This window comes from Serratia sp. CY47280 (genome assembly GCF_052168655.1).
Taxonomy (GTDB): Bacteria; Pseudomonadota; Gammaproteobacteria; order Enterobacterales; family Enterobacteriaceae; genus Serratia; species Serratia bockelmannii.
Map to the genome: position 1 here is coordinate 1 of NZ_JBJNMG010000008.1, position 17,539 is coordinate 17,539.

Sequence of the window (17,539 nt, forward strand, 5' to 3'; positions counted from 1 at the left end):
TTTGCCGGCATCGAGAGATGCAACGTAAAAGAATCGGTGGAGCGGTAGTTCAGTTGGTTAGAATACCTGCCTGTCACGCAGGGGGTCGCGGGTTCGAGCCCCGTCCGTTCCGCCACTTATTTAATTATGCCTGCTTTATTAGCAGGCATAATGTTAAGCGAGATTTAGGGGCGTAGCTCAGTTGGTAGAGCACCGGTCTCCAAAACCGGGTGTCGCGAGTTCGAGTCTCTCCGCCCCTGCCATATTAAGAACCCTTTGCGAAAGCAAAGGGTTTTTTTTTTACCTATTATCCCTTCCCTTAGTGCATTCCCGCTTTGGAAAAGAGCGCTTTTGACGCTATATGCCGAGGTTTGCCCGATCCTGGCTGCTTCATGTTCTTCCGAGCTTTACCCTGCACGCCTCCGGATTCTCTTATCGTTTTGCATTATCTTCTCTCAGAAGGCGATGGGCGGCTTTTGGCATGATAGACAGTCATTACCACGATGACGGCATTTAAGGCCGCCATAATGCTTTAGGCTGCGGTATTTAAAGGTATTTTAAGTAATTGCCGAATCAAAGGCTGTTGATCGCTGTTTTGCAACCAGACGGCATACAGTGGGCGGATAATCGGCGGGATCTCAGTAGTGGCCACCAGCTGCGGATACTCCTTTTCCCACTGGCTGGGCAGGAAAGCGCATCCGCCCGTGGTTTCCAGCAACTGACGCGTCAGATGAGCGGAGGTAGTCGTGAGGACCGGCACGTTATCACCTTCCAACATGCGGCTTTCCTGTTGGTGGAAGTCGGCTCCCCATTCCAGCTTGATGTAGGGCATTGGGGCCTGTTTGTCACGATACGCGGATGAGAACAGGCGTAATGAGAAATTGCTCAGCTGTTGGCTGGCCAATTCGTCCATCTTCGGCGGTTCGGTGGTGATCAGTAAATCGAGCTGCCTTTCATGCAGTTGTTTTACCAAAGAGTGCCTTAATGCCACCCTGGCTTCGAGCTGCAGCGCCTCGCGTTGTTGATAGAGCGCCTGCAACCAAGGGGTCAGATAGGCCTCCCACAGCGAAGCGGTAGCGCCGATCGACAACTCGGTGTGTTGCAGCGAACGCACGACCTCCTTCTTCGCCAACTGCCAGGTGTTCATCAGGCTTTCGGCATAGGGCAGAAGCCGCTCACCGGCAGGCGTCAGGCGGATATTATTGCGATGACGGGTAAATAAATTTGCGCCCAGCTGGTTTTCTAACTGACGGATGCGGAAACTGACCGCGGACTGCGTTAAGTACAAAGATTCTGCGGCTCTGCCAAAGTGACGCGTTCTACTGACCTCCAAAAAGGTTTTCAGTAATTCGGTATCCACACCTATCTCCAAAAAAATTTGTCGTTAAGATTTAAATGTTTTGTTTTACACGCTGTCAAGCCTATCTAATACTCCGCGCCATAAACAGCACGGCCATAAGAGAATTAGGAGCGTGTCAGATGGCGGATAGCTTCACCACGACCAATCGTTTTTTTGATAATAAACATTACCCTCGCGGGTTCTCCCGTCACGGCGATTTCACCATTAAAGAGGCGCAATTGCTAGAGCGTTTCGGCTACGCGTTTAACGAGCTGGACTCGGGTAAACGCCAGCCAGCGACTGAAGAAGAACAGCTGTTCGTCGCAGTGTGCCGAGGTGAGCGCGAAGCGGCTACCGAGCAGGAAAAAGTATGGGCTAAATATCTGGCGCGCACACGTCGCCCGAAGAAATTCCATACTCTGTCCGGCGGTAAACCGCAGGCTGACGCAGTGGAAGATTACAGCGACAGCGAAGACTAAAGACGATGGGGCCTGCGGGCCCCATTTTCATTCCAGACTACGATGCAGCTGTAACAACAGACGGTCCATACTGCGATAGCCCAGCGCTTCGCTGAGGTGGCGCCTGTCGAGCTCAGTATCTCCCGCCAAATCCGCCAGCGTGCGAGCCACTTTCAGGATGCGCTGCCAGGCGCGTACCGATAGCCCTAACGCGTTTAATGTCGCTTCCAGAAACTCGGCGTCTGCCGGCTGCAACACGCAATCCCGTTCTACTTCGCGGTTGCTCAACAGCGCATTGACTTTACCGGCGCGTTCGAGCTGGCGGGCGCGTGCCAGTTGCACTCTTTCCTGAACCAGCTCACTGCTTTCTCCCTGCGTTTGCCGCTTACTGAGCGTACCCGGCGGCAACAGCGGCACTTCGATAGACAGATCGAAACGGTCGAGAAAAGGCCCTGACAGCCGAGCCAGATAGCGCAACATCTGCTGCGGCGAGGCGCGGTTGTGCAACCCCTGATAATGCCCTGTCGGGCTGGGGTTCATTGCCGCGATCAACTGTACTCTGGCAGGGAAACAGACCTTGGCGTTGGCGCGTGAAATCACGATCTCGCCGGATTCCAACGGCTCGCGCAGCGCATCCAGGACCTTACGCTCGAATTCCGGTAGCTCATCCAGAAACAGCACGCCGTTATGCGCCATCGAGATCTCGCCCGGACGCGGCAGTGAGCCGCCGCCGACCAATGCCGCCATCGATGCGCTGTGATGCGGCGCGCGAAACGGCCTCTGGCGCCATGGCAGAGCGCTCAGAACAGGGTGTTGCAAGCTGGCGATCGCCAGGCTTTCCAGCGCCTCAGGCTCCGTCAGCGGCGGCAGTAAGCCCGTCAGTCGGCTGGCCAGCATGGTTTTGCCTGTGCCCGGCGGCCCAATCAGCAGCAGGTTATGCCCGCCGGCGGCGGCGATCTCCAGCGCCCGCTTGGCCTGCTCCTGGCCGATGATGTCGCGCAGATCGGCGTTTTCGTACGCATTGCCGGCTGCGGGGGGTGTGACGGCCACCGGCAGTTCGCCCTGGCCGAGTAAAAAAGCACAGACCTCCAACAGGTGTTGGGCGGTATGGGATTGTGACTGTGCGATCAGGCCGACCTCGGCGGCGTTGTCCGTCGACAGGATCAATTGTCGCCCGGCGTCAGCCGCCGCCAGCGCCGCCGGGATGGCGCCTCTGACCGCACGCAGTGCGCCGGACAGCGCGAGCTCGCCAAGAAACTCGTAGCGTGCCAACGGTGCGAGGGGCAGTTGCTCGGAGGCGGCGAGGATCGCCAGCGCTATCGGCAGATCGTAACGCCCGCCTTCTTTCGGCAGATCGGCCGGTGCCAAATTGACGGTGATGCGCCGGGCGGGAAAGGTGAAACCGTTGTTGATCAGGGCGCTGCGCACCCGATCGCGCGCCTCTTTTACCGTGGTTTCCGGCAGACCGACCAGCGTCAGGCCGGGCAGGCCATTGCTGATATGCACCTCCACCGTCACGGAAGGGGCCTGAACGCCGATGATGGCGCGGCTATAGATTACCGCCAGTGACATATCGCTCTCCTTGCTGAGGGCGGCATGATGCGCGATTTATCCAGGTACCGCGCGGCGTTCTTGGCATTTTTTCCATGAAACTCGCAGCATAATCACTGATTTTCATCGAATTGAACGAGATTGTGCGAACCGCCTCGCAACCTGCGGCAATACCCATTAACAATTCGCTGAAGGCTGCAACACATTAGCGGCCCATACGCATTGCAACCATAGGGTTAACGGGTGTATTTAACAATTGATTAAAAGAAAAATCACTTCTTTAACACACTCCGACCGCCGCCGCAGTCTGCCCGGCAGCCGCTAAACCTCCTGACTTCGTACTCTACGGTAGGGATAACACTATGTTTGGTTGGACCCCGCTGCAACGCAACGCGGCAATTGCCAGTTTTTCAAGCTGGACGCTCGACGCTTTCGATTTTTTCGTGCTGGTATTTTTACTCAGCGACATCGCGCAATCTTTTCACGTCGGTCTGGAACAGGTCACGTTGGCTATTCTGCTCACGCTGGCGGTGCGCCCGATCGGCGCGCTGATCTTCGGGCGTGCGGCGGAAAAATATGGCCGCAAACCGATCCTGATGCTGAATATCGTCTTCTTTTCGGTGTTTGAGCTGCTCTCCGCCGCCGCGCCCTCGTTGACGGTCTTCTTGCTGTTACGAGTGTTGTACGGCGTTGCGATGGGCGGTATCTGGGGTGTGGCGTCGTCATTGGCGATGGAAACCATACCGGACCGCTCGCGCGGCCTGATGTCGGGCATTTTCCAGGCCGGCTATCCGTTCGGTTATCTGCTGGCGGCGGTGGTGTACGGCCTGCTGTTCGAAACGGTCGGCTGGCGCGGCATGTTCGTCATCGGCGCGGCGCCGATCCTGCTGCTGCCGTTTATTTATTATTGCGTGCAGGAGTCGCCGGTGTGGCTGGCGGCACGTGAGCGCAAAGAAAGTACGGCTTTATTGCCGGTGTTGAAGAGCCACTGGAAGCTATGCTGCTATCTGGTGCTGCTGATGGCGGCGTTCAATTTCTTCTCTCACGGCACGCAGGATCTGTATCCGGTGTTTCTGAAAGTTCAGCACGGTTTCGACCCTAAAACCGTCAGTATCATCGCCATTAGCTACAATATCGCGTCAATTATCGGTGGCGTTTTCTTCGGTTCGTTATCGGAAAAAATCGGTCGTAAAAAAGCGATCATTATCGCCGCATTGCTGGCCTTACCGGTGATCCCATTGTGGGCATTTTCCAGCGGTTCGCTAATGTTGGGGATCGGCGCTTTCCTAATGCAATTCATGGTGCAGGGCGCCTGGGGCGTAGTGCCGACCTACCTGACCGAGCTGGTGCCGGCCAACACCCGCGCGGTGCTGCCGGGGTTCGTGTATCAGTTGGGCAACCTGATCGCCTCGGTCAACGCCACGCTGCAAGCCACCATCGCCGAGCATCATGGGCATAATTACGGCCTGGCGATGGCGATCGTCGCCGGTACGGTGGCGGTGGCGATCGCCCTGTTGGTGTTCTTCGGCAAGGATACGCGCGGCAAGGCGATCACCGACGCGGTGAAAAATCCGGGCGTGCGCGCCAACGTGTGAAAGAGAAGCGATTCGCGTGAGGTATGACCAGATTGCGCCGAATAATAACGCAAAAAAAGTGTTGTCATGTCGCGCGCGGCTGTGGTACCTCTGTAAGCATTAGTTCTGAATGAGCACAGTGAACAAACCCATTATGAAAGCCTTTGCCCAAGTGATTAGCCTAGTCGTGATTAGCGTGGTGGTGATTATTATCCCACCGTGCGGGGCTGCACTTGGACGAAGAAAGGCTTAGCAAACAAGCCGGAATCGCAAGAGAACCCCCGCACCGTCAGGTCCGGGGGTTTTTTATTGGCAAGAGAAAAGTGGAGCAAGGGGCAGAGCATGAAAAACAGAACAAAATCCTGCGATTTTCGAAGTAAGGCGGGGAAATAACCATGAATGGCGCTCAGTGGGTAGTTCAAGCGTTGCGTACGCAGGGGGTGGATACCGTATTCGGCTATCCGGGCGGGGCAATCATGCCGGTGTACGATGCGCTGTACGACGGCGGCGTGGAACACCTGCTGTGCCGCCATGAACAGGGCGCCGCCATGGCCGCCATCGGCTACGCCCGCGCCACCGGCAAAGTCGGTGTCTGTATCGCCACTTCCGGCCCCGGCGCCACCAACCTGATCACCGGCCTGGCTGATGCGCTGCTCGATTCTGTTCCCGTTGTCGCCATCACCGGCCAGGTGGGCTCCGCGCTGATCGGCACCGATGCCTTTCAGGAGATCGATGTTCTCGGCCTGTCTCTGGCCTGCACCAAGCACAGCTTCCTGGTGGAATCGCTGGACGCCTTGCCGGGCATCATGGCGGAAGCATTCGCCATCGCCGCCGGCGGCCGTCCCGGCCCGGTGCTGATCGATATCCCGAAAGACATCCAGCTGGCGCAGGGCGACCTGCATCCGCACCTGATGCCGGTCGATGAAGCGCCGGCGTTCCCGGCGGCGGCGTTGGCAGAGGCGGCCGAGCTGCTGGCGCAGGCGCACAAACCGATGCTGTACGTCGGCGGCGGCGTGGGCATGGCCCAGGCGGTGCCGGCGCTGCGCGAGTTCATCGCCGTGACCCGCATGCCGAACGTCGCCACCCTGAAGGGGCTGGGCGCGCCGGATGCGCAAGATCCGCTGTACCTCGGTATGCTGGGCATGCACGGCACCAAGGCTGCCAACCTGGCGGTGCAGGAGTGCGATCTGTTGATCGCCGTCGGCGCGCGTTTCGATGACCGCGTGACCGGCAAGCTGAACGCCTTCGCGCCGCACGCCAAAGTGATCCACATGGATATCGACCCGGCGGAGATGAGCAAGCTGCGCCAGGCGCATGTCGCCCTGCAAGGCGATTTGAAAACGTTGCTGCCGGCGTTGCAGCGCCCGCTGAACATCGCCGCCTGGCAGCAGCAGGTGATGGCGCTGAAAGCCGAGCACGTCTGCCGCTACGATCACCCCGGCCAGCCGATCTACGCGCCGCTGTTCTTGCGCCAGCTGTCCGCCCGCAAGCCGGCCAACAGCGTGGTGACCACCGACGTCGGCCAGCACCAGATGTGGAGCGCGCAGCACATGACGTTCGAGCGCCCGGAGAATTTCATCACCTCCAGCGGCCTCGGCACCATGGGGTTCGGCGTGCCGGCGGCGGTCGGGGCCCAGATCGCGCGTCCGCAAGATACGGTGATCTGCGTCTCGGGCGATGGTTCCTTCATGATGAACGTGCAGGAACTGGGCACTATCAAGCGCAAACGGCTGCCGCTGAAGATCGTGCTGCTGGACAACCAGCGTCTCGGAATGGTGCGCCAATGGCAGCAGCTGTTCTTCGACGGCCGCTACAGCGAAACCAACCTGTCCGATAACCCCGACTTCCTGATGCTGGCCGCCGCCTTCGGCATTCCCGGCCAGCGCATCAGCCGCAAGGATCAGGTGGAGGGCGCGCTCGAGGCGCTGTTCAATACCGAGGGCCCTTATCTGCTGCAGGTCTCTATCGACGAACTCGAAAACGTCTGGCCGCTGGTGCCGCCGGGCGCCGGTAACGAAACCATGTTGGAGGAAATATCATGATGCAGCATCAACTCTCGATCCAGGCGCGTTTTCGCCCCGAAATGTTAGAGCGCGTATTGCGGGTCGTGCGTCATCGCGGCTTTCAGGTTTGTGCTATGAATATGGTTTCCCCGGCCAACGCCGACAGCATCAATATCGAATTGACCGTTGCCAGCCCGCGCCCGGTCGCCCTGTTGTCATCTCAATTAAGCAAACTGATGGACGTCTCCTGCGTCGAGATCCAGCAGCCAACATCACAACAAATACGCGCCTGAGGCGCTGAGAAGGATAAATAACAATGACTAAGAAAGCCGATTACATTTGGTTCAATGGTGAGATGGTGCCTTGGGCCGAGGCCAAAGTGCACGTGATGTCGCACGCGTTGCATTACGGCACGTCGGTGTTTGAAGGCGTACGCTGCTATGACTCGCACTTGGGGCCAGTGGTATTCCGTCATCGCGAGCATATGCAGCGCCTGCACGATTCGGCGAAAATCTACCGCATGCCGGTGTCGCAAAGCGTCGACGAGCTGATGGAAGCCTGCCGCGCTACGCTGCGCAAGAACAACCTGGTCAGCGCGTACATTCGCCCGCTGGTGTTCGTCGGCGATGTCGGCATGGGCGTCAACCCGCCGGCCGGTTACAAAACGGACGTGATTATCGCGGCGTTTCCTTGGGGCGCTTACCTGGGTGAAGAAGCGCTGGATCAAGGCATCGATGCGATGGTCTCCTCCTGGCACCGCGTCGCACCAAACACGATCCCCACTGCGGCCAAGGCCGGCGGTAACTATCTTTCCTCCCTGCTGGTGGGCAGCGAAGCGCGTCGCCACGGCTATCAGGAAGGCATCGCGCTCGACGTGCACGGCTACATTTCCGAAGGGGCGGGCGAGAACCTGTTTGAAGTGAAAGACGGCGTGATTTACACCCCGCCGTTCACCTCTTCGGCATTGCCGGGCATCACCCGTGACGCGATCATCAAGCTGGCGAAAGACATGGGCTTCGAAGTGCGTGAGCAGGTGCTGTCGCGCGAATCGCTGTACCTGGCCGACGAAGTGTTCATGTCCGGCACTGCGGCGGAGATTACGCCGGTACGCAGCGTGGACGGCATTCAGGTCGGCATCGGCAAATGCGGCCCGGTGACCAAACAGATCCAACAGGCGTTCTTCGGCCTGTTCAGCGGCAAGACCGAAGACAAATACGGTTGGCTGGATCCGGTAAACCCGTAACGACAAGGCTCGCCGCGCCGCGTGGCGGACGACAAGACAGACAAGATAAGAATATCCAGGCGGTTCGTTCGCCGCCTGTCATAAATACATTTGGAGTGAAAAGAGCATGCCTAAGTACCGTTCCGCCACCACCACCCATGGCCGCAATATGGCGGGTGCCCGCGCATTGTGGCGCGCGACCGGGATGACCGACGCCGATTTCGGCAAGCCGATCATCGCCGTGGTCAACTCCTTTACCCAGTTCGTGCCGGGCCACGTGCATCTGCGCGATCTGGGCAAACTGGTCGCCGAACAGATCGAAGCCTCCGGCGGCGTGGCCAAAGAGTTCAACACCATCGCGGTGGATGACGGCATCGCCATGGGCCACGGCGGCATGCTCTATTCCTTGCCGTCGCGCGAGCTGATCGCCGACTCGGTCGAATACATGGTGAACGCCCACTGCGCCGACGCGATGGTGTGCATCTCCAACTGTGACAAAATCACCCCAGGCATGCTGATGGCGGCGTTGCGCCTGAACATTCCGGTGATCTTCGTTTCCGGCGGCCCGATGGAAGCCGGCAAAACCAAACTCTCCAACCAGATCATCAAGTTGGATCTGGTAGACGCGATGATCCAGGGTGCGAACCCGAACGTCAGCGACGCCGACAGCGAGCAGATCGAGCGTTCCGCCTGCCCGACCTGCGGCTCCTGCTCCGGCATGTTTACCGCCAACTCGATGAACTGCCTGACCGAAGCGCTGGGCCTGTCGCAGCCGGGCAACGGCTCGCTGCTGGCCACCCACGCCGATCGCAAGGAACTGTTCCTCAACGCCGGCAAGCGCATCGTCGAGCTGACCAAACGCTATTACGAGCAGGATGACGAAAGCGCGCTGCCGCGCAATATCGCCAACAAGGCGGCGTTTGAAAACGCCATGACGCTGGACATCGCCATGGGCGGCTCGACCAACACCGTGCTGCACCTGCTGGCTTCGGCGCAGGAAGGCGAGGTGGACTTCACCATGGAAGACATCGATCGCCTGTCGCGCAAAGTGCCGCACCTGTGCAAGGTGGCGCCGAGCACGCAGAAATATCACATGGAAGACGTGCACCGCGCCGGCGGCGTGATCGGCATCCTTGGCGAGTTGGATCGCGCCGGCTTGCTGAACCGCGAGGTGAACAACGTGTTGGGGCTGACCCTGCCGCAGACGCTGGAAGCTTACGACGTGATGCTGACCCGCGACGAAAGCGTCAAGAAAATGTACTCCGCCGGGCCGGCCGGTATCCGCACCACGCAGGCATTCTCTCAGGATTGCCGCTGGGATTCGCTGGACACCGACCGCAAGGAAGGCTGCATCCGCACCCGTGAGCACGCCTACAGTCAGGACGGCGGGTTGGCGGTACTGTACGGCAACCTGGCGGAAAACGGCTGCATCGTCAAAACCGCCGGCGTGGACAAAGAAATCCTCACCTTCCGCGGCCCGGCCAAAGTGTATGAAAGCCAGGACGACGCGGTAGAAGCGATCCTCGGCGGCAAAGTGGTGGCGGGCGACGTAGTGGTGATTCGCTACGAAGGGCCGAAAGGCGGGCCGGGCATGCAGGAAATGCTTTACCCAACCACCTACCTGAAATCGATGGGGCTGGGCAAGGCGTGTGCGCTGATCACCGACGGGCGTTTCTCCGGCGGCACCTCCGGGTTGTCCATCGGCCACGCTTCGCCGGAAGCGGCCAACGGCGGCCTGATCGCCCTGGTGCAGGACGGCGACATGATCGCGATCGACATTCCTCATCGCGGCATCCAGCTGGATGTCAGCGAGCAGGAGTTGGCGGCGCGGCATGAGGCGGAACTGGCGCGCGGCGACGCGGCCTGGACGCCGAAAAACCGTGAACGTCAGGTGTCCTTCGCGCTGCGCGCCTACGCCTCGTTGGCCACCAGCGCCGACAAAGGCGCGGTGCGCGACAAGAGCAAACTGGGGGGATAAACAGCATGGCGGTCTCTCAACCCCTACCCAGCGCCCCCTGCGGCGCAGAATATCTGCGAGCGGTACTGCGCTCGCCGGTTTACGAGGTGGCGCAGGTCACCCCGTTGCAGGCCATGAGCAAAATCTCTTCGCGTCTCGGCAACACCATTTTGGTGAAGCGCGAAGATCGCCAGCCGGTGCACAGCTTCAAGCTGCGCGGGGCCTATGCGATGATCGCCGGGCTGGACGAAGAGCAGAAGGCGCGCGGCGTCGTGACGGCTTCGGCCGGCAACCACGCGCAGGGCGTCGCCTTCTCCGGTAAACGGCTGGGGATCAAAACGCTGATCGTGATGCCGGTGTCCACCGCGGACATCAAGGTGGATGCGGTGCGCGGCTTCGGCGGCGAAGTGTTGCTGCACGGCGCCAATTTCGACGAGGCCAAAGCGAAGGCAATCGAGCTTTCCCAACAGCAGGGCATGACCTTCGTGCCGCCGTTCGATCACCCGACGGTGATCGCCGGGCAGGGCACGCTGGCGATGGAGCTGTTGCAGCAAGACGCGCATTTGGATCGGGTCTTCGTGCCGGTCGGCGGCGGCGGCTTGGCCGCCGGGGTGGCAGTGCTGATCAAACAGCTGATGCCGCAGATCAAAGTGATCGGCGTCGAAGCGGAAGACTCCGCCTGCCTGCGCGCGGCGCTGGATGCCGGCCATCCGGTGGATCTGGCGCGCGTCGGGCTGTTCGCCGAAGGCGTGGCGGTGAAGCGCATCGGCGACGAAACGTTCCGCCTGTGCCGTGAGTATCTGGACGACGTGATCACCGTGGACAGCGACGCCATCTGCGCGGCGGTCAAAGATCTGTTCGAGGACGTGCGTGCCATTGCCGAACCTTCCGGCGCGCTGGCTTTGGCGGGGCTGAAAAAGTACGTCCAGCAGCACAATATTCAGGGCGAGCGTCTGGCGCACGTGCTGTCCGGCGCCAACCTCAACTTCCACGGGCTGCGCTACGTTTCCGAGCGCTGCGAACTGGGTGAACAGCGCGAAGCGCTGCTGGCGGTGACCATTCCGGAACAGCAGGGCAGCTTCCTCAAGTTCTGCCAACTGCTGGGCGGCCGCTCGGTGACCGAATTCAACTACCGGTACGCCGATGCCGACAACGCCTGCATTTTCGTCGGCGTGCGGCTGACGCGCGGCCACGCCGAACGGCGGGAGATCATCGACGAACTCAACGCCGACGGTTACCAGGTGGTGGATCTGTCGGACGACGAGATGGCCAAGCTGCACGTGCGCTACATGGTGGGCGGGCGTCCGTCGAAGCCGCTGCGCGAACGGCTGTACAGCTTTGAGTTTCCGGAGTCGCCGGGCGCGCTGCTGAAGTTCCTGCAAACGCTGGGCACGCACTGGAACATTTCGCTGTTCCACTATCGCAGCCACGGTACCGACTTCGGCCGGGTGCTGGCGGCCTTCGAGCTGGCGCAATCCGAGCCGGAATTCGAGCGGCACCTGCAGGCGTTGGGCTACGATTGCCACGATGAAACCGACAACCCGGCGTTCCGCTTCTTTTTGCAGGGGTGAGTCGGATTGATAAGTAACCGTGACGCATGAGTCAGTTTATGGGTTGTGCGGTTGTGATTTTGTCGTGCATTTTTATACTGCCAAGACTTCTGACGTATAGGGATGCACGACAATGAAAACTGCTTTTTCTACGCCGTTCGGTTCTCCCGAAGACGATTTGACCAACGCCGAGTTTGCCCGCCTGTTGGGCAATACCGGCGTACAAGAATTCTATCGCGATATTAATCTGCAAGCCTTGCAGGACTCGCTGGACTGCAGCCTCGCCTTTCATGGCGTGGGAATTATTTTTTCCGACGGGCAAAACTCATTTTTAGTCCGCCCGACGCAGCACACCGGTTACTCGAACGCTTCGCAGGTTACCCACGTGGTCATCAGCAAAACGGTGGCTCATACCTCGCGCGTTGCCGCGACCAATACGCTGTCGGAAGCGTTGAGCAAACCCAGCGTCAGCAAAGAGCTGGCCTCGGCCGCGCTGTCGTGTGGAACGCTGCTGGTATCGGTCTTTTTACTGGCGTCGGGCAGCGTCGCCGTGCCATTTACCGGCGGTACCAGCTCAGCGGTGGCTTATCTGGGCTATGCCGGCATGGCCGCCAGCGCGTTGCAGTGCGGTAATGGGCTGTACCGCGTCAACAAGCTTTATGACGGGAAAGGCGATGAATTGGCTCAGCTCGATTCAGAGCAGTGGTATATCGCCACCAGTACCGTGCTCGATGTGATCTCGCTGGCCAGCGCCGGGGCCGCCCTGAAGGAAGCGACGATGACCTATCGCGCCATGCGCCGCATTTCGGCGCGCAAGGCGACGGAGTGGCTGAAAAGCATGCCCCGCAGCGAAAGGAAGCGACTGACCGAAAACATCATTCGGGCGGAAAATCCGGGAATTTCCAACAACGTCTTGAAAGAGATGGTGAAGAACGGCCTGTACCCGAAACGCTACCCGACGGAAGCGATCCAAAACGGGCTGCGCCAGCAATTGCACTCGGCGCTCAATAACGCGTTGACGTTTGTCGGCAGCGGCATCAGCGGCACCCTGTCGGCGCCGGTGAATGTGAAAACCACCGGGCAGTATTTTGTGGGCATTATGCAGAAATTGCCGCAGATGGTGAGGTAATGGCGGAGTGGATGATTAAACGCCTGATCGTGCAGGGTCGGGAGATGGAAAGCCAAATCGCGGCGCGCGATCGCGCTCTTTTCGCCGGTGTGGATGCGCAGCTCGAGCAGCATTTCATGACGCCGGGCCAGCGGTTGTCGCCGCCGGGCGTCGGCAACGTCATGTTGCTGATGGTGTGCCTGACGCTGGGGCTGGCGGGCGTGATGGGTCTGGTCACGGATGTGGCGGCCGCCTGGAGCGGCAAGACCTCCGCCGCCGTGTTGATGGGCAGCGGCGCGATCGTGGCGGTGTGGATGACGTTGATCCTGTTCCAACTGGTGCAGGGTAAAAACAGCGGGGTGGTATTGTTGCAATATTACCTTGGCATGCTCGGCCTGTGTTGCCTCGGCGCCGCGGCGGCGTGGGCGGCGGGCATGACCGGCATCGCCACCGGCGCCCTGCTGCTGGGGGGCGTGGTTGGCGGTGCGCTGTTCAGCAACCGGGCGGCGTTCTACCTGTATGTCGCCTATTTCCGCACGCGTCGGCGCGTGTTTATCAAACGCCGTTGGCAGAGGGAAGATCTGCGCAACACCCGATAAACCGTCAGAACGGAAAAACTTATGACGCAACCTTTCTCCGGCTTTAGCCAGCAGGGCCTGAATTTCCTGCAGCAGGTGCGGATCGAGAACGATAAGGCCTGGTTCGACGGCAATCGCGACATCTACGATCGCGAGCTGCTGGCGCCGTTTCGCGCGCTGGTGGAGCAACTGGCTCCCGGCATGCTGGCGATCGACCCGCAGTTCGAGACCCGCCCGGCGATCGGCAAAACGCTGTCGCGCATTCATCGCGATACGCGGTTTTCTCACGATAAATCGCGCTACCGCAGCCGCATGTGGCTGACGTTCAAGCGCCCGAGTAAAGACTGGAAAGACGCGCCGGTCTACTTTTTCGAACTGGGGCCGGACATGCTGCGCTATGGGCTCGGCTACTACAGCGCCAACAAGCCGACCATGGATCTGTTCCGCCATACGCTGAGGCAGCGGCCGCAGCCTTTCCTGGAGGTGGCCGCCTGCTGCCGGCCGCCGTTCGAGCTGGTGGGCGAGCGCTACAAGCGCCCGCTGGTGAAGGAACAGGCGGCGGAGATCGCCACCTGGTACAACCGCAAGTCGTTTGCGGTGATGGTGACGGACAGCGAAGTGGAAAAGCTGTTCAACGCCGATCTGGCGTCGCTGCTGGCCGGGGCATTTTTGCAGCTTGAGCCGCTCTACCACTGGTTGATGCAGGTAGAGACGATGAAGCAGATCGATCCGGCAGACCTTTGAAACCCCGCGTCAGCGGGGATGCAGTAACCGCCAAAAGGCGTCGATCAACGGATCGCTGAGGCGCTTTTTCTGAACGCAGACCCCCAGTTCAAACGGTTCGACCATCGAGATGTTATCCAGCTGCGAGATGCGGTTACGTACCGGCTCCGGGCTGTTGTCCACCACCACGCTTGGGATCAGCGCGATGCCGCAGCCCAGGGCCACCATCGACACGATGGCCTCGTGGCCGCCGACGGTAGCGTAAATCAGCGGATTGCTGATGCGATGGCGGCGGAACCACAGCTCGATGCGTTTTCGCGAGGGGCCGTGCTCCGGCAGGATGAACGGGATCTCGGCCCAGTCGGGCTTGTCGGCGAACGCCTGGCTGCGCACCGCACAGGGCAGCGCCGGCGCGATCAGCACTAGCGGAATTTCGCCGATTTTGGTGAACGCCACGCTGGCGGGCAGCGTTTCCGGCCGGCCGGCGATGCCGAGATCGGCCTCGTTGGACTGCACCTTGTCGACCGCGTCGGCGGCGTCGCCGGTGGTCAGCTTGATCTCTACCAGCGGGTGCTGCGCGCGGAAGCGGTCGAGGATCGGCGGCAGGTGGCTGTACGCCGCGGTCACCGAGCAGAACAGCCGCAGTTCGCCGCTCAGCGAAGGGCCGTGCTGGCCGAGCGAGTGCTTCAGCTGCTGATACTGCAGCAGCGTTTGCTGGGCGAATTCTTTCAGCTGTTCGCCGGCGTCGGTGAGCTGCACGGTGCGGTTATCGCGCAGGAACAGCGGCTGCCCGAGGATCTCTTCCAGCCGCTGGATCTGGCGGGAGAGCGTCGACGGGCTGACGTGCATCGCCTTGGCGGTGCGCCCGAAGTGATGGCTTTCGGCCAGATGCAAGAACAGCTTTAAATCACGTAAATCCATATCGATACGCTCGCAGTGAGAGTGTTGCAAAAATTGCAATGTCACGTTCTCAATATATCAATTTAAGCAACGCATTTCCTGTTATACATTGAGTTTAACGAATCTCCGCACAGACAGGGCGGGGAATGAAAATAACAATGCAAGACAACATCAAACCGGAGTACCACCATGGCTAACTATTTCAACACATTGAACCTGCGTCAGCAGTTGGCGCAATTGGGTAAATGCCGCTTTATGGCGCGCGACGAATTTGCTGACGAAGCCGGCTACCTGAAAGGTAAAAAAGTGGTGATTGTCGGCTGTGGCGCCCAGGGCCTGAACCAGGGGCTGAACATGCGCGATTCCGGTCTGGATGTCGCCTATGCCCTGCGCAAAGAAGCGATCGACGAGAAGCGCGCTTCCTGGCGCAAGGCGACCGAAAACGGCTTTAAGGTCGGCACCTACGAAGACCTGATCCCGCAAGCGGATCTGGTGGTCAACCTGACGCCGGACAAGCAGCACTCTTCCGTAGTGCGCGCGGTGCAGCCGCTGATGAAAGACGGCGCGGCGCTGGGTTACTCCCACGGCTTCAACATCGTTGAAGTGGGTGAGCAGGTGCGCAAAGACATCACCGTGGTGATGGTAGCGCCGAAATGCCCGGGCACCGAAGTGCGTGAAGAGTACAAGCGCGGCTTCGGCGTGCCGACCCTGATTGCGGTTCACCCGGAAAACGATCCGAAAGGCGAAGGCATGGCGATCGCCAAGGCCTGGGCGGCGGCGACCGGCGGCCACCGCGCCGGCGTGCTGGAGTCTTCCTTCGTCGCTGAAGTGAAATCCGATTTGATGGGCGAGCAGACTATTCTGTGCGGCATGCTGCAGGCGGGTTCGCTGCTGTGCTTCGACAAGCTGGTTGCTGAGGGCACCGATCCGGCTTACGCCGAGAAACTGATTCAGTTCGGCTGGGAAACCATCACCGAAGCGCTGAAGCAGGGCGGCATCACCCTGATGATGGATCGCCTGTCCAACCCGGCCAAGCTGCGTGCCTATGCGCTGTCCGAACAGCTGAAAACCATCATGGCACCGCTGTTCCAGAAGCACATGGACGACATCATCTCCGGCGCGTTCTCCAGCGGCATGATGGCCGACTGGGCGGAAGACGACGTGAAACTGCTGACCTGGCGCGAAGAGACCGGCAAAACCGCGTTCGAGAATGCGCCGCAGTTTGAAGGCAAGATCGGTGAACAAGAGTACTTCGATCACGGCGTGCTGATGGTGGCGATGGTGAAAGCAGGCGTCGAGCTGGCGTTCGAAACCATGGTCGATGCCGGTATCATCGAAGAGTCGGCTTACTACGAGTCACTGCACGAGCTGCCGTTGATCGCCAACACCATTGCGCGTAAGCGTCTGTATGAAATGAACGTGGTCATCTCCGATACCGCGGAGTACGGCAACTACCTGTTCGCCAACGCGGCGGTGCCGTTGCTGAAAGACTTCATGACCACTCTGCAGGCGGGCGATTTGGGCAAAGCCGTGGCGGGTACGGCGGTGGACAACGCGCAACTGCGCGACGTGAATGAAGCGGTGCGCAGCCACCCTATCGAAACCGTTGGCCGTAAACTGCGTGGCTACATGACTGACATGAAACGCATCGCCGTCGCGGGCTGATTTTCCGCAAGGCAAAGCACAAAGAGCCGGCAGCGATGCCGGCTTTTTTATGCTTCCGGCGGTGCGATAAGCTGCCGCTCGAGACAGCGCCGGATCGCGTGTTTGGCGTTCGTGACCCCCAGCTTACGCACCGCATTGCCGATGTGAAACTTCACCGTACGGGTTTTGATCCCCAGGATCAGCGCGATCTCGTGGTAGGTTTTGCCCTGGCTGGCCCAATAGAGAATTTCCCCTTCGCGCGGCGAGAGTCGATCCGCCCGGTTCGCCTCGGCATTGGCCAATGTCAGCGCGTGCTGGTGGGTATCGACCAAGACCATCTGCAGGTTGGCCCTTTCGTCTTCCATCAGCTGCCGCAGTTCGGCGTCATCGGCCGCCGTCGCGCTGATCGACAAGATCGCCAGGTTGTTGTCGTGATCGTGCAAAACAAAGCTGCAGCCGTGCACGATGTCGTACTCCCGTGCCTGGCTGAAGATCTTCCGGTAATGCCGATCCTCGGTGGTGATTGGGGTGTCGTGCCACATAAAGGGCGCGCAGCGACTATGGGCGGCGCGCACGACGGGGTCGATGCGTTGATAGCGATTGTCGCTGTAGATGTTCAGCCATTCTTGCGGGTAGCTCGATACCAACAGATGGCGATCGGGATGGTGTTTGTTGAAGGTCAAATAAGCATATTTGAATCTGCCGAAGGCGTGCAGCCGGCTGTCCAGATGCAGTCTTGCGGCGACGGCGTTGGCGAATGCGACGGCCATCGGTAACCTCCCTGTCGTTCGGCGATTCAGCCCGACCTGCACCAAAGTCCAGCTAGTCAGTGCGGCGGATTGAAATTTATACTCGGCTAATAAATTCAAAAAGTCGGCAATGCCAAGACCTGAGCTTAGCAGTTCTGGGTATCAATAAGCCAACGCCAGGGAAATTCTTCAATCATCCTCTCA

16 protein-coding genes and 2 tRNA genes are annotated in these 17,539 nt (G+C 59.8%); 14 read left to right on the forward strand and 4 right to left on the reverse strand.

The annotated features are described in order from the left end of the window. Positions 1 to 38: 38 nt before the first annotated feature. Both ACJ8J4_RS21895 and ACJ8J4_RS21900 read left to right on the forward strand, forming a co-directional pair. Positions 39 to 115: transfer RNA gene (locus ACJ8J4_RS21895), tRNA-Asp, on the forward strand. 51 nt (positions 116 to 166) lie between these two features. Then, positions 167 to 242, forward strand: a tRNA-Trp gene (locus tag ACJ8J4_RS21900). 269 nt (positions 243 to 511) lie between these two features. Here ACJ8J4_RS21900 and hdfR read toward each other — a convergent pair. After that, positions 512 to 1,339, reverse strand: coding sequence for an HTH-type transcriptional regulator HdfR (gene hdfR, locus ACJ8J4_RS21905; RefSeq protein ID WP_025304646.1), 828 nt, complete (start codon positions 1,337 to 1,339; stop codon positions 512 to 514). A 119-nt stretch (positions 1,340 to 1,458) separates the two neighbouring features. Between hdfR and ACJ8J4_RS21910 the strand changes: the two genes are divergently transcribed. Next, complete coding sequence (locus ACJ8J4_RS21910; RefSeq protein WP_004929946.1) at positions 1,459 to 1,797, forward strand: DUF413 domain-containing protein; 339 nt, start codon at positions 1,459 to 1,461, stop codon at positions 1,795 to 1,797. A 27-nt stretch (positions 1,798 to 1,824) separates the two neighbouring features. On the opposite strand, the gene ACJ8J4_RS21915 is transcribed toward ACJ8J4_RS21910, so the two are convergent. Then, the gene (locus ACJ8J4_RS21915) at positions 1,825 to 3,348 is read right to left on the reverse strand and encodes a YifB family Mg chelatase-like AAA ATPase (RefSeq protein WP_043142915.1); all 1,524 of its coding nucleotides are present in this window, start codon (positions 3,346 to 3,348) and stop codon (positions 1,825 to 1,827) included. A gap of 341 nt (positions 3,349 to 3,689) precedes the next feature. On the opposite strand from ACJ8J4_RS21915, the gene ACJ8J4_RS21920 reads away from it, so the two are divergent. From ACJ8J4_RS21920 to ACJ8J4_RS21965, 10 genes are all read left to right on the forward strand, one after another. Then, on the forward strand, positions 3,690 to 4,922 hold the full coding sequence (locus ACJ8J4_RS21920) for an MFS transporter (protein ID WP_025304644.1): 1,233 nt from the start codon (positions 3,690 to 3,692) through the stop codon (positions 4,920 to 4,922). Between the two features lie 133 nt (positions 4,923 to 5,055). Then, on the forward strand, positions 5,056 to 5,154 hold the full coding sequence (ilvL, locus tag ACJ8J4_RS21925) for an ilv operon leader peptide (protein ID WP_013814970.1): 99 nt from the start codon (positions 5,056 to 5,058) through the stop codon (positions 5,152 to 5,154). Between the two features lie 142 nt (positions 5,155 to 5,296). Further along, on the forward strand, positions 5,297 to 6,943 hold the full coding sequence (gene ilvG, locus ACJ8J4_RS21930; protein WP_043142918.1) for an acetolactate synthase 2 catalytic subunit: 1,647 nt from the start codon (positions 5,297 to 5,299) through the stop codon (positions 6,941 to 6,943). After that, positions 6,940 to 7,197, forward strand: coding sequence for an acetolactate synthase 2 small subunit (gene ilvM, locus ACJ8J4_RS21935; protein WP_004929955.1), 258 nt, complete (start codon positions 6,940 to 6,942; stop codon positions 7,195 to 7,197). Before ilvG ends, ilvM begins: the two co-directional genes overlap by 4 nt. A gap of 23 nt (positions 7,198 to 7,220) precedes the next feature. Continuing rightward, a complete protein-coding gene (locus ACJ8J4_RS21940) occupies positions 7,221 to 8,147 on the forward strand; it encodes a branched-chain amino acid transaminase (RefSeq protein WP_033636413.1) in 927 nt (308 codons plus the stop codon). Between the two features lie 106 nt (positions 8,148 to 8,253). Continuing rightward, entirely contained in the window at positions 8,254 to 10,104 is a 1,851-nt protein-coding gene (gene ilvD, locus ACJ8J4_RS21945) for a dihydroxy-acid dehydratase (protein WP_015379395.1), read from the forward strand. Between the two features lie 5 nt (positions 10,105 to 10,109). Further along, positions 10,110 to 11,654: a threonine ammonia-lyase, biosynthetic gene (gene ilvA, locus ACJ8J4_RS21950; RefSeq protein WP_015379394.1), complete on the forward strand. Its 1,545-nt coding sequence runs from the start codon at positions 10,110 to 10,112 to the stop codon at positions 11,652 to 11,654. Between the two features lie 112 nt (positions 11,655 to 11,766). Then, the gene (locus tag ACJ8J4_RS21955; RefSeq protein ID WP_025304642.1) at positions 11,767 to 12,762 is read left to right on the forward strand and encodes a hypothetical protein; all 996 of its coding nucleotides are present in this window, start codon (positions 11,767 to 11,769) and stop codon (positions 12,760 to 12,762) included. Beyond that, positions 12,762 to 13,340: a hypothetical protein gene (locus ACJ8J4_RS21960; protein ID WP_025304641.1), complete on the forward strand. Its 579-nt coding sequence runs from the start codon at positions 12,762 to 12,764 to the stop codon at positions 13,338 to 13,340. Before ACJ8J4_RS21955 ends, ACJ8J4_RS21960 begins: the two co-directional genes overlap by 1 nt. A 21-nt stretch (positions 13,341 to 13,361) precedes the next feature. Next, positions 13,362 to 14,063: a DUF2461 domain-containing protein gene (locus ACJ8J4_RS21965; protein ID WP_141999152.1), complete on the forward strand. Its 702-nt coding sequence runs from the start codon at positions 13,362 to 13,364 to the stop codon at positions 14,061 to 14,063. A 9-nt stretch (positions 14,064 to 14,072) separates the two neighbouring features. On the opposite strand, the gene ilvY is transcribed toward ACJ8J4_RS21965, so the two are convergent. Beyond that, the gene (gene ilvY / locus ACJ8J4_RS21970; RefSeq protein ID WP_004929971.1) at positions 14,073 to 14,963 is read right to left on the reverse strand and encodes an HTH-type transcriptional activator IlvY; all 891 of its coding nucleotides are present in this window, start codon (positions 14,961 to 14,963) and stop codon (positions 14,073 to 14,075) included. Positions 14,964 to 15,131: 168 nt separating this feature from the next. Between ilvY and ilvC the strand changes: the two genes are divergently transcribed. After that, positions 15,132 to 16,607: a ketol-acid reductoisomerase gene (gene ilvC, locus ACJ8J4_RS21975; protein ID WP_025304638.1), complete on the forward strand. Its 1,476-nt coding sequence runs from the start codon at positions 15,132 to 15,134 to the stop codon at positions 16,605 to 16,607. Between the two features lie 47 nt (positions 16,608 to 16,654). Here ilvC and ACJ8J4_RS21980 read toward each other — a convergent pair whose 3' ends face one another. After that, positions 16,655 to 17,356 carry a LuxR family transcriptional regulator gene (locus tag ACJ8J4_RS21980; RefSeq protein WP_060448493.1) on the reverse strand — a complete coding sequence of 234 codons (702 nt, stop codon included), beginning with the start codon at positions 17,354 to 17,356 and terminating at the stop codon, positions 16,655 to 16,657. Between the last annotated feature and the right edge of the window lie 183 nt (positions 17,357 to 17,539).

Bases quoted from the DNA above. Each gene is read 5' to 3' on its own strand.
- ACJ8J4_RS21910 (WP_004929946.1), top strand. From the start codon at position 1,459: ATGGCGGATAGCTTCACCACGACCAATCGTTTTTTTGATAATAAACAT.
- ACJ8J4_RS21915 (WP_043142915.1), bottom strand. From the start codon at position 3,348: ATGTCACTGGCGGTAATCTATAGCCGCGCCATCATCGGCGTTCAGGCC.
- ACJ8J4_RS21920 (WP_025304644.1), top strand. From the start codon at position 3,690: ATGTTTGGTTGGACCCCGCTGCAACGCAACGCGGCAATTGCCAGTTTT.
- ilvL (WP_013814970.1), top strand. From the start codon at position 5,056: ATGAAAGCCTTTGCCCAAGTGATTAGCCTAGTCGTGATTAGCGTGGTG.
- ilvG (WP_043142918.1), top strand. From the start codon at position 5,297: ATGAATGGCGCTCAGTGGGTAGTTCAAGCGTTGCGTACGCAGGGGGTG.
- ilvM (WP_004929955.1), top strand. From the start codon at position 6,940: ATGATGCAGCATCAACTCTCGATCCAGGCGCGTTTTCGCCCCGAAATG.
- ACJ8J4_RS21940 (WP_033636413.1), top strand. From the start codon at position 7,221: ATGACTAAGAAAGCCGATTACATTTGGTTCAATGGTGAGATGGTGCCT.
- ilvD (WP_015379395.1), top strand. From the start codon at position 8,254: ATGCCTAAGTACCGTTCCGCCACCACCACCCATGGCCGCAATATGGCG.
- ilvA (WP_015379394.1), top strand. From the start codon at position 10,110: ATGGCGGTCTCTCAACCCCTACCCAGCGCCCCCTGCGGCGCAGAATAT.
- ACJ8J4_RS21955 (WP_025304642.1), top strand. From the start codon at position 11,767: ATGAAAACTGCTTTTTCTACGCCGTTCGGTTCTCCCGAAGACGATTTG.
- ACJ8J4_RS21960 (WP_025304641.1), top strand. From the start codon at position 12,762: ATGGCGGAGTGGATGATTAAACGCCTGATCGTGCAGGGTCGGGAGATG.
- ACJ8J4_RS21965 (WP_141999152.1), top strand. From the start codon at position 13,362: ATGACGCAACCTTTCTCCGGCTTTAGCCAGCAGGGCCTGAATTTCCTG.
- ilvY (WP_004929971.1), bottom strand. From the start codon at position 14,963: ATGGATTTACGTGATTTAAAGCTGTTCTTGCATCTGGCCGAAAGCCAT.
- ilvC (WP_025304638.1), top strand. From the start codon at position 15,132: ATGGCTAACTATTTCAACACATTGAACCTGCGTCAGCAGTTGGCGCAA.
- ACJ8J4_RS21980 (WP_060448493.1), bottom strand. From the start codon at position 17,356: ATGGCCGTCGCATTCGCCAACGCCGTCGCCGCAAGACTGCATCTGGAC.